Annotated in this window: 10 protein-coding genes and 2 pseudogenes; 6 read left to right on the plus strand and 6 right to left on the minus strand. The window is 64.5% G+C overall.

Annotated elements, in window-relative coordinates:
- The first annotated feature begins 87 nt into the window (after positions 1-87).
- Positions 88-546: a GNAT family N-acetyltransferase gene (locus DH10_RS32115; protein ID WP_192246365.1), complete on the plus strand. Its 459-nt coding sequence runs from the start codon at positions 88-90 to the stop codon at positions 544-546.
- A gap of 125 nt (positions 547-671) precedes the next feature.
- On the opposite strand, the pseudogene DH10_RS32120 reads toward DH10_RS32115, so the two are convergent.
- Positions 672-1,070 (minus strand): annotated as a pseudogene (locus DH10_RS32120) (ACT domain-containing protein); the annotation flags it as partial.
- A 248-nt stretch (positions 1,071-1,318) separates the two neighbouring features.
- On the opposite strand from DH10_RS32120, the gene DH10_RS32125 reads away from it, so the two are divergent.
- From DH10_RS32125 to DH10_RS32140, 4 genes are all read left to right on the plus strand, one after another.
- The gene (locus DH10_RS32125) at positions 1,319-2,224 is read left to right on the plus strand and encodes a bestrophin family protein (protein WP_192246369.1); all 906 of its coding nucleotides are present in this window, start codon (positions 1,319-1,321) and stop codon (positions 2,222-2,224) included.
- Between the two features lie 132 nt (positions 2,225-2,356).
- On the plus strand, positions 2,357-2,767 hold the full coding sequence (locus tag DH10_RS32130; RefSeq protein ID WP_192246371.1) for a DoxX family protein: 411 nt from the start codon (positions 2,357-2,359) through the stop codon (positions 2,765-2,767).
- A gap of 14 nt (positions 2,768-2,781) precedes the next feature.
- On the plus strand, positions 2,782-3,309 hold the full coding sequence (locus tag DH10_RS32135; protein ID WP_192246373.1) for an SRPBCC family protein: 528 nt from the start codon (positions 2,782-2,784) through the stop codon (positions 3,307-3,309).
- A 140-nt stretch (positions 3,310-3,449) separates the two neighbouring features.
- A complete protein-coding gene (locus tag DH10_RS32140) occupies positions 3,450-3,713 on the plus strand; it encodes a YMGG-like glycine zipper-containing protein (protein ID WP_192246375.1) in 264 nt (87 codons plus the stop codon).
- 169 nt (positions 3,714-3,882) lie between these two features.
- On the opposite strand, the gene rpsP is transcribed toward DH10_RS32140, so the two are convergent.
- From rpsP to DH10_RS32165, 5 genes are all read right to left on the minus strand, one after another.
- The gene (rpsP, locus tag DH10_RS32145; RefSeq protein WP_192246377.1) at positions 3,883-4,284 is read right to left on the minus strand and encodes a 30S ribosomal protein S16; all 402 of its coding nucleotides are present in this window, start codon (positions 4,282-4,284) and stop codon (positions 3,883-3,885) included.
- Between the two features lie 101 nt (positions 4,285-4,385).
- Positions 4,386-4,712, minus strand: a complete 327-nt coding sequence (locus DH10_RS32150) for a chorismate mutase (protein WP_192246378.1) — start codon at positions 4,710-4,712, stop codon at positions 4,386-4,388.
- A 7-nt stretch (positions 4,713-4,719) separates the two neighbouring features.
- On the minus strand, positions 4,720-6,309 hold the full coding sequence (gene ffh / locus DH10_RS32155; protein ID WP_192385750.1) for a signal recognition particle protein: 1,590 nt from the start codon (positions 6,307-6,309) through the stop codon (positions 4,720-4,722).
- Positions 6,310-6,608: 299 nt separating this feature from the next.
- The gene (locus DH10_RS32160; RefSeq protein WP_192246382.1) at positions 6,609-7,550 is read right to left on the minus strand and encodes a glycosyltransferase; all 942 of its coding nucleotides are present in this window, start codon (positions 7,548-7,550) and stop codon (positions 6,609-6,611) included.
- Positions 7,551-7,617: 67 nt separating this feature from the next.
- Positions 7,618-8,559 carry a CPBP family glutamic-type intramembrane protease gene (locus DH10_RS32165; RefSeq protein ID WP_192246384.1) on the minus strand — a complete coding sequence of 314 codons (942 nt, stop codon included), beginning with the start codon at positions 8,557-8,559 and terminating at the stop codon, positions 7,618-7,620.
- Positions 8,560-8,815: 256 nt separating this feature from the next.
- On the opposite strand from DH10_RS32165, the pseudogene DH10_RS32170 reads away from it, so the two are divergent.
- Positions 8,816-9,878, plus strand: a pseudogene (locus DH10_RS32170) (TraB/GumN family protein).
- Positions 9,879-10,177 lie beyond the last annotated feature (299 nt).

The raw sequence follows: 10,177 nt of genomic DNA on the forward strand, positions 1-10,177 counted from the left end.
GAGACGGATGAGGGGTGCTGGACGGAGTGAGACGGCGCCAAGCGAAACGCCGTTTGCTGGCCACCCCGCTTCAGAAGGGCTTGCCGCATGACCGGTGCTCAGCCTGCTGACATCATTCTACGTTCGGCCCGTCGTTCGGAGGCCGGCGCCATCGCGAAGGTGATGCGGGCGTCGCTCAGTTCCTTCGAATGGATGCCGGTGGTGCACACGCCGGAGGAGGATTTCGCCTTCATCCGCGACATCGTCCTGCCCGGGCAGCAGGTGGCGGTTGCCGAGGCCGGCGAGCGGATCGTCGGCTTCATCGCCGTCAGCGGCGATTGGGTCGAGCAGCTCTATCTCGATCCCGCCTGGACTGGACAAGGCATCGGCAGCCGGCTGCTCATGGAGGCGACCGCCGGTTTGCCATCGATCAAGCTGCATTGCTTCCAGGCCAACACCGGCGCCCGCCGCTTTTACGAACTCCACGGATTTCGCGCCGAAGCTTTCGGCGACGGCACGACCAACGAAGAAGGCCTGCCCGATATTCTCTATGTCCGCAGCTGCTAGTCCAGCGGCCGGGATAGCGGGCTCTACCTGGGATCCAGCACAGAATTGAGATCGTCGTGCTCTGATGCCATGTGGCCGCTTGCGATGGCCTCGACTTCTTCGCGCTGTAAATCCTTAGTCGCGAATGATTGCCTAGCTAATTCCCGCAACAGCTTCATTGCCTCTTCCGCCCGCTCCGCCGGCACGAACAGATGGTCGTGGTAGAAAGCCGAGACCGGATTGACACCCATGCCGGCAGCCGCCAGCCGTGCCGTGATGGCGGCCAGGAAGCCGACCGCCTCCAGCGAGGAATGGATGTCGAGCGTGATCATCCGGCAGCGGAACGTGCCGGCAAGGCCGGCTGATTTCGCCTCGTCCTCGGTCACGATCAGCGTCAGGCCTTCCCGCTCGCGAAATTGCATGACCGGATCGAGTCCGTCCGGCATGGCCACACCCGGCGCCACCGTCGCGAAGACATAGATGCGCGGCAGCAGTTGCGGCGTCATCGACGCCAGCAGTCTTTGCAGATTGGTCTCGCCGGTCATCTTGTCTCCTTCGGCGGTGTGCCAGCAGCCTGGCGCTGCGATGGTGGCTGCTCCTCGGAACTAACCGCGGCTGGGCGCCGGTAATTCCTCTCTACTCAAACGACATCGCGATGTCGCGGCCCGTCGAGCTTGCGCGGATGGTGAATAGCACAATATACGGGATCGGGGCCGTCCGGCTCTGGCGCGGTGCCCTCGGAGGTTCTTGCGCGGTCTGTGCAGTTTCCTGGAAATGCTTTTGAGGGGTTTCGATGATCGTCCGCCCGCGCCCAGGATTCCTGCACCTGTTCTTCATCATGCGCGGCTCCGTGGTGCCGCGCATCCTGCCGCAGATATTCGGCTTTGCCGCCTATGGCGCGCTGGTGGTGCTGATCGTGCGTGCCCTCAAGTTCGATTTCGGCAATGCCGGCACCGCGCCCTTCGCTTTGCTTGGCGTCGCGTTGTCGATCTATCTCGGCTTCCGCAACAACGCCGCCTATGACCGCTGGTGGGAGGCGCGTAAGCTGTGGGGCCAGCTCGTCTTCGACATCCGCAACCTGGCGCGCGCCTCGACCGGGCTGATCGAGGACCGCAGCGAGCTGCGCGGCCTGCTGATGGACGCTATCGCCTTCTGCCATTACCTGCGCGGCCTGCTGCGGCGGGTGGACGCCGTGCCGGAGGCGCGGGGCTTCATCGGCAACGAGGCCGAGTCCGTGACGAAGGCCGCCAACGCTCCCGACGCCATGGTGCGCCGGATGGGCGCACGCGTCGCGGCCCTACGCAAGAGCGGCGCGATCGATACGATCGGCTACCGCATCCTCGACGAGCGGCTGTCGGAGATCGCCGCCGCCCAGGCCGGCTGCGAGCGCATCATGGGCACGCCGCTGCCCTTCGCCTATACGCTGCTCCTGCAGCGGACGGCCTATGTCTTCTGCCTGCTCCTGCCGTTCGGGCTGGCCTCGGCCACGGGCTGGGCGACGCCGCTGTTCACGGCGCTGATTGCCTACACCTTCTTCGGCCTCGACGCGCTGTCGGAGGAGCTCGAGGATCCGTTCGGCACTCAGCCCAACGATCTCGCGCTGGACGGCCTCTGCCGCGTCTGCGAGATTTCCGTGTTCGAGGCGTTGGGCGAGACGCCGCCAAAGATGATCCCGGCCGACAAATTCTATTTCTCGTAAGCGTCGCGGCCCGCTTCCCCACGGCGGTTTCTGAAAAAAGCGCACCGACCCCTGTAGGATCGCCGCGTGATCCCCCGTCCTTGGCTCGAACCCGGCAAAACAGCCAAGCCTAGTCATCAGGAGGGAACACCAATGAGCATTTCAGAAGCCGCGCCGGTTTCGTACGGCGCCTTGTGGACCGGGCGGGTGCTCAGCGCCATCGTCGTCCTGTTCATGATCTTCGACGGCGTCATCAAGCTGCCGCCGCTCGCCATAGTAACCGAGACGATGACGCAGCTTGGCTGGCCGGCCGATCAAAACATCGCGCGGCTGCTCGGCATCATCGGGCTGATCTCGACAGCGCTCTATGCGCTGCCGCGCACCTCGGTGCTCGGCGCCATCCTGCTCACCGCCTATATGGGCGGCGCCATTTCCACGCATGTGCGCATCGGCAACCCGCTGTTCTCGCACACGCTGTTCGGCGTCTATCTCGGGATTATCCTGTGGGGCGGGCTCTATCTGCGTGATGCCAGAGTGCGCGCGCTGATCCCGTTCGGCCGATAAGAGGAGGAGAAAAGATGCTTGTCACCATCCTTATCATCCTCGTCGTCATCATCGCCGCCGTGCTCATCCTTGCCGCGTCACGGCCGAACGATTTCGTCGTCAGCCGTTCCGCCAGCATCAAGGCGCCGGCCGAGACGATCTTCCCGCTGATCAACGACTTCAAGCACTGGCCGAGCTGGTCGCCCTTCGAAAAGCTCGATCCGAACATGAAACGCACGCTTTCAGGCGCCGAAAACGGCAAAGGCGCCGCCTACGCCTGGGAGGGCAACAGCAAGGCCGGAAAGGGCCGCATGGAGATCGTCAACTCGGTGCCGTCATCCCTGGTCTCGTTGAGGCTCGATTTCGAAAAGCCGTTCCGGGCCAGCAATAGCGTCGACTTCACCTTGTCGCCGTCTGGCGGGAACACGTCCGTCACCTGGACAATGCGGGGCGGCCGGCCGTTCATCGCCAAGCTGATGAGCCTATTCATGAATTTCGATGCGCTGATCGGCAAGGATTTCGAGGCTGGACTCGACAATCTGAAGCGCTTCGCCGAACGATAAAATCTAATAGTTTCAAGTATATAAAAGGCCGCCGGCGCAGGTTGCGCCGGCAATCTTCATTGCCTTCGGGATCAAATTAGCCGTCTGCGAGTTAAAGACATGGCGGCGAGGACGGCGATCCGCGTGAGAGAGGAACCACAATGAAGAAAGCGATGGTCATTCTGGTGTTGGCGACGGCGCTCGGCGCGTGTTCGCAAACCGAGAAAGGCGCCGCGATCGGCGGCCTGGGCGGCGCGGCTGTCGGCGCCGCCGTTGCCAACGATCCGGTACAGGGAGCGGTTGTCGGCGGCGCCGTCGGCGCGGTGGCAGGCGCACTGATCGGCCACGCCAGCGAAAGCGGCCAGTGCCGGTACCGCGATCGCTACGGGCGCGTCTACATCGCGCGCTGCCCGCAAGGCTATTGAGGCATCAGGCCAAAGAAAAACGGCGGGCAAGGGCCCGCCGTTTCCGTTAATGCGCGTCGCACTGAAGCGGATTCAAGCGACGCGCTTTAAGCCTTTGTTTTGATGCATGTCGTTCTCCCAAACCGCTGCGCGCTTTGGGGCGACATGCATTGGCGAAGAAAGGCCGGGATTACTCGGCGGTCGCGGCTTCGGCCTCGGCCGGCGCGGCGGTCGCCGCGGCAACGGCAGCAGCGGCGTCTTCCTGCGCCTTCTTCAGCAGGGTGGCGCGTTCCTGCGCCTTCTTGCCGGGCTCGGCCTTCTTCGGGTTCGAGCGGGCTTCGCGCTTGGCGATGCCGGCCTCGTCGAGGAAGCGCAGCACGCGGTCGGTCGGCTGGGCGCCATGCGAGAGCCAATGCTTGACGCGGTCCGCGTCGACCTTGACGCGCTCGCCGTCCTTCGGCAGCAGCGGATTCCACGAGCCGAGCGCCTCGATGAAACGGCCGTCGCGGGGCGAACGGGCGTCGGCGACGACGACGTGGTAGTAGGGGCGCTTCTTCGAGCCCGCGCGGGCCAGTCTGATCTTCAGTGCCATTCTTTATCTCCTAAAAGCTCTGATTTCGTTGATCGGGTTTTTGGCTTTGTGCAAGTCGTTGTCCCAAAACCGCTGCGCAGTTTTGGGCGACATGCACTTGATTAGCCGGCTTTGGCAGCGCCGTTGTTGGCGGCGATCTGTTCGTGATGCCGGATCACTTCGCGGATGACGAAGTTCAAGAATTTCTCCGCGAAATCCGGATCGAGGTTCGCATCCTTCGCCAGTTGGCGAAGGCGGGCGATCTGCTGCTGCTCGCGCGCCGGATCAGCAGGCGGCAGGCCATGCTCGGCCTTGAGCACGCCGACCGCCTTGGTGCAGCGGAAGCGCTCGGCCAGCATATGGATGAGGGCGGCGTCGATATTGTCGATCGAAGCGCGGTAGCCCGCCAGAACGGCGCGTGCGTCGGCCATGTCCTTCTCCTCGTTCATCGCCCCCTCACTTCTTCTTCCCAAGGCCGGGCAGCCCACCGCCGCCGAGGCTCGGAAGGCCCGGCAACTTCATGCCGCCGGGCAGGCCCGGCAACCCACCACCGGGAAGCCCGCCGGGCATCCCGCCCGGCAGGCCTTTGCCGAGGCCGGCAGCCTGGGCCTGCTTCTGCAGGGCCTCGAGCTGCTTGGGATCCATCTTGGAGAGGTCCGGCATGCCGCCGCCCGGCATCATGCCGCCAAGGCCCATCTTCGAGGCAAGGCCGCCCATCATGCCGCGCATCAGGCCGCCGCCTTTGCCCTTGCCGCCCATCGCCTTCATCATGTCGGCCATGCCGCGATGCATCTTCAATAGCTTGTTGATCTCGGCAGCATCCGTGCCGGAGCCGGCGGCGATACGCTTCTTGCGCGAGTGCTTCAGGATGTCGGGGTTGGAGCGCTCCGCCTTGGTCATCGAGGAGATGATGGCGAGCTGGCGGCGGAACATCTTGTCGTCGAAACCGGCGGCGGCAAGCTGGTCCTTCATCTTGCCCATGCCGGGCATCATTCCCATGATGCCGCCCATGCCGCCCATCTTCGACATCTGCTGAAGCTGCGCGGCAAGGTCATTCAGGTCGAACTTGCCCGACTGCATCTTCTTGGCCATCGCCGCCGCCTGCTCGGCGTCGATGGTCTCGGCGGCCTTCTCGACAAGGCTGACGATGTCGCCCATCCCGAGAATGCGGTCGGCGATGCGCTTGGGATGGAATTCCTCCAGCCCGTCCATCTTTTCGCCGGTGCCGATCAGCTTGATCGGCTTGCCGGTGACGGCGCGCATCGAAAGCGCCGCGCCGCCGCGGCCGTCGCCGTCCATGCGGGTGAGCACCAGGCCGGTAATGCCGACGCGCTCGTCGAAGCTCTTGGCGAGGTTGACGGCGTCCTGGCCGGTCAGCGAGTCGGCGACCAGCAGGATCTCGTGCGGCGAGGACACCTTCTTGATGTCGGCCATCTCGACCATCAGCGGCTCGTCGATATGGGTGCGCCCGGCGGTGTCGAGGATAACGACGTCATGGCCGCCGAGCCTGGCCGCGTGCACGGCACGCTTGGCGATATCGACCGGGCTCTGGCCGGCGATGATCGGCAGCGTCGCCACCTTCACCTGCTCTCCGAGCTGGCGCAGCTGCTCCTGCGCGGCGGGGCGCCGCGTGTCGAGCGAGGCCATCAGGACCTTCTTGTTCTGCCGCTCGGTCAGGCGCTTGGCGATCTTGGCCGAGGTCGTCGTCTTGCCGGAACCCTGCAAGCCGACCATCATGACGACGACGGGCGCCGGCGCGTTGAGGTCGACGGCGACGCCTTCGGCGCCGAGCATGTCGACCAGCTCGTCATGGACGATCTTAACGACCATCTGCCCGGGCTTGATCGACTTCAGCACCGCGGCGCCGACCGCCTTCTCGTGCACCTTGTCGGTGAAGGAACGCACCACCTCCAGCGCGACGTCCGCCTCGAGCAGCGCGCGTCGCACCTCGCGCAGCGCTGCCGAGACATCCGCCTCGGACAGCGCGCCGCGGCCGGTCAGGCCGTTCAGAATGGAGCCAAGGCGCTCCTGAAGGGATTCAAACATTCTTTTCCTTTCCCTGGCATCCGAATGATGCCCGAGAGGTAGTGCGTTCGCGCCGGGCCGCCAAGCAAAAGCACAAAGCCAAAAAGCACCCGGGGGCGCATCGCGCTGCCGGGTGTTGGCCTCCAGGATCGGTTTACAGCTCTTGCCTCAAAGAGGCGTCGGCGTCCTGGTCGGCTTTCGCGGAGGTGTACTCGTCGCGGAATTCGTGCGCGTCTAGACAGGAAAACGACCCGAGAGTCAAGGTGTCGGGTGATAAGCCCTGCGCAATCGCTTGAAGTTGGCGGCCGTCAGCAGCCGGTTCAAGCCAGCGCCTCGCCATCCAGGATGCGCGTATAGAGATCGAGATATCCTTGTGCCGTCCGGGCAATGGGAAACCGATCGGCGGCGGATTCACGGCACGGTTCGGGCGAAAGCGCGGCGATGTCAGCCAAGGCTTGCTCGAACTCCGCATCGGTATCGAAGAGGCGTCCGGTGGCATCGTCGACGATTTCCGGCAGCGCGCCGCGCGGCGTCGTCAGCACCGGCGTGCCGCACAGCATCGCCTCGACCGGCGCCATGCCGAACGGCTCTTCCCAGGCAATCGGGTTGAGAAAGGCCCTGGCCCCACCCAGCAGGCGCAGCTTCTCTTCGCCGTCGACGGTGCCGTGGTAGCGGAAGCGGCGGCTGAGGCTCTTGAAGAAGACGCCCTGGCGGCGGACTTTCGTTCGTTGCAGAAGCTGCCAGCGCGAGCCGCCGGCGATGTCGAGCTGGAAATCGAAGGCCCTGGCGAGATCGACGGCCCGGTTGAGGTTCTTGCCGGCGCGGGCGATGCCGGCCAGGAACAGCAGCCGGCTCGTCTTGCCGGCGGACAGGCGATAGGCGTCGATCGGAAAGCCATTGTAGACGAAGGTTTCCCGTCCGTGGTTGCGCGCATGGCTGGCGCTGACGAAGTTCCAGTTCTGCCTCTTTTTCGTAAATTCCGGGTCAAAGCCGTGCATCGTGTAGAGCGCCGGGCGCGCTGTCTCGATGTACCAGCCATTGAAATGCACGATGTCGGCGTCGGCCGGGATTGCGGCGCGGCATTCGGCGGCCGAAGACGCCTGCCGCACTTCGCATAGCGGATGGCTAGAGCCGCGACCGGCAATCAGGACCACCTTGTGGCCGAGGCGCGAAAACTCTTTTGCCAGCCAGTCGACCTGCCGCTCGGTGCCGCCATAGCCTTTGCAGGGAATGGCGCGTTCCGCCACCAGCGTGATGCGCATCAGGTGAGCCCGCCGGTTTTCTGCCTGGCCATGATCCGGTCCAGAATCCGGTTTCCGCCTTTTTGGATCATGGTCCCTCCGGCCCGACCTTCAGGGGCGAGCGGCGATGCAGAAGCAAGAGCATCGTCAGCAGCGTGCTCGCGATGCCGATCGCGGCGATGAGAACAGCGTCCCAACTCGTCCAGCCGGGGCCTTCGAGCGGCTTGGCGGTGAACAGGGCGAAGGAATTGTAGCCCTGCTGGTGCGAGATGAGCAGGAAGCCGGTCAGGTTGTTGCCGAGATGGGCGCCGAAGGCAGCGCCCAAATTGCCGGTCACATAGACCAGCAGCGTCAGCAGCAGCGCGAAGGTGGCGATCGAGACCAGCACACAGGCATTGATGGCAAACGACGAGGCCGAGCTCCAATGCAGCGCGGCGAAGAGAAGCGCCGGCAGCGCGGCCCAGATCAGCGGGCTGCCAAACCGGCTGGCAAGGCCGCGCAGCAGATAGCCGCGGAACAGAGCCTCCTCCGACGAGGTCTGCAGGAAGGCGAGCGGCACGATCGGCACGAGGAAGAGCAGCCAGGACGAGAAGGCGATTGATCCGCGGGTGATCTCCGGCTGCAGCCAATAGAGTAGGACCTCCGAGAACAAGGAGGTGATCAGAACCGCGGCGAGGCCTTTGAGGAAACCGCCGCGCGAGATGCGGCGGTCTGCGCCGATCAGCGCCGAGAGCGGCTCGCCATGCACGAAGCGCATCGCCACCCAGAGACCGATCCAGATGCCGGCAAAAGACGCCAGCGCGGTGAGGATGCCGACGGGCGAGGCAAGGAAATCCTGGATCGGCTGTCCGGTCGCCGGGCCGGGGAGGCGCAAGACGATGAAGGCGATGGTGCCGGCGACGAGCACGACAAGCGTCATGGCGAGCCAGAAGAAAACGACGATCGCCGTTCCCAGCAGGAGCCAGAACGGGGTGGTTTTCTCGTTCGGCGAGCGCCGGTAGCGCTCGAAGGCAGCACTGTCGATGATCACGCGGGTCCCCTGCCGGACGCTTTCGGGTCGCATGATCTAGGGGATTGGCGTTTTCGGCGCAATCGCTCCCGTTAAATCAAGCAACGGGTTGGACCGCTCCGACTGCAGGGAGCATCGAAACTACTGGCGGATTGCATGAGTTGGAGATGGTGCGGGCCGCCCGTCAAACGTCTGCGCCGGGAAGTCGGAGCCGGTCGAAAACATTTCGGCCCGCGGATTAACCGTTTTGCCGCTTTTTCCGCTTAAGAAGCTCACCATGAAACGCGTCATCGCCATCGCCGACCGCGCGGCTCTCGTCTCGCTGAGACTGCTCGCAGCGCTCAACGTGCTGTTTTTCCTCGTTCCTCGTGGTCGTGCTGCTGGCCGGCAGGGCGCATGCCGAAGCGGCCGCCTGTGGCGGCAGCGATCTGCTGGCAAGTCTTTCAAAGAGCGATCCCGCCGCCTTCAAGAAGGTTGAGACCGAGGCCGCCGCCGTTCCGAACGGCAAGGGCCTGCTGTGGAAGCTGGAGAAACCGGGCGAAAGGCCGTCCTTCCTGTTCGGCACCATGCACATCACCGACCAGCGCGTCATCACGCTGCCGGCCATGGCGCAGAGAGCCTATGACGGCGCCGACACCGTCATCATCGAAACCACCGACGCGCTCGACAAGGCCAAGATGATGGCCGCCATGGCCGCCGAACCTGGCCTGATGATGTTCACCGACAACACGACGCTGTCCTCGCTGCTGTCGCCAGAAGACGTGGCCGTGCTGAACAAGGGGCTCGACGCACGCGGCATCCCGCCCCTGACGGTCGCCAAGATGAAGCCGTGGATCCTGTCGGCCATGGTGGCGCTGCCGGCCTGCGAGGTGGCGCGCCAGGCCGCTGGCGCGCCGGTGCTGGACGTCAAGCTGGCCTCGAACGCCAAAGCGTCCGGGAAGGACGTCGAGGGATTGGAAACCGCCGTCGACCAGTTGCGCGCCATGGCCTCGCTGCCGCTTGCCTACCACATGAAGGGGCTGGTCGAGACGCTGAAGCTCGGCGACAGGGTGAACGACGTCAACGAGACCATGATCGTCCTCTACCAGCGCGGCGAGGTCGGCATGTTCTGGCCGCTGTTCCGCACCGTGCTGCCCGACGCCGCGGACGACCAGGCCGGCTATGCCGCCTTCGAGCAGACCATGATCACCAGCCGCAACAAGGTTATGGTCGCCCACGCCATGCCGATTCTGGCCAAGGGCAACGCCTTCATGGCGGTCGGCGCGTTGCATCTGCCCGGCCCTGACGGACTGGTCGAAGATTTCCGCAAGGCGGGGTATATTGTTACCGCCGTCAACTGAGTCGTCTGGCGGCTGGGGAGCGGAAAATGCCGGTTTTTCAGCGCTTTCCGCCCGCCCGCGTGAAACCGATTGTGGAATCGCGCGTTGATGGCTGTTGATTGAAGCCTTTCATTCCAAGGAGGACACGTTTCATGGCGAACCCTAATGACCCCTTCACCCCTCCGAGCACGCCTCCCTCGTCGGGTGGTGGCGGCAGCGGGTGGTTGATCGCCCTTGTTGTCATTATCCTGGCCGTTGTTGCGTATTATGTTTTTGGCAGAAGCGGCGGCGAAAAGGCTCCGGCGCCCGCCGAGCCGCCG

It is taken from the genome of Mesorhizobium silamurunense (genome assembly GCF_014843825.1).
Lineage (GTDB): Bacteria > Pseudomonadota > Alphaproteobacteria > Rhizobiales > Rhizobiaceae > Mesorhizobium > Mesorhizobium silamurunense.